At 48.6% G+C, this 208-nt stretch carries 1 tRNA gene; it reads left to right on the top strand.

What is annotated here, in order from left to right:
- The first annotated feature begins 109 nt into the window (after window positions 1-109).
- Window positions 110-186, top strand: a tRNA-Ile gene (locus ACM6JM_RS19305).
- The last annotated feature ends 22 nt before the right edge of the window (window positions 187-208 follow it).

Below are 208 nucleotides of genomic sequence, written 5' to 3'. Positions count from 1 at the left end.
CTGCTCCATAAGTTCCCACACGAATTGCTTGATTCATTGAAGAAGACGATAGAAGCAGCTTTAAGCTCCAAGCTGATAGCTCACAGCTAGCAGTTACAAGCTCGAAATTGGGTCTGTAGCTCAGTTGGTTAGAGCGCACCCCTGATAAGGGTGAGGTCGGCAGTTCGAATCTGCCCAGACCCACCAATTTTGTTATGGGGCCATAGCT

It is taken from the genome of Pseudomonas sp. IT-P2 (assembly GCF_949767575.1).
Lineage (GTDB): Bacteria > Pseudomonadota > Gammaproteobacteria > Pseudomonadales > Pseudomonadaceae > Aquipseudomonas > Aquipseudomonas pharyngis.
This window is presented reverse-complemented; position numbering and strand designations above follow the sequence as displayed.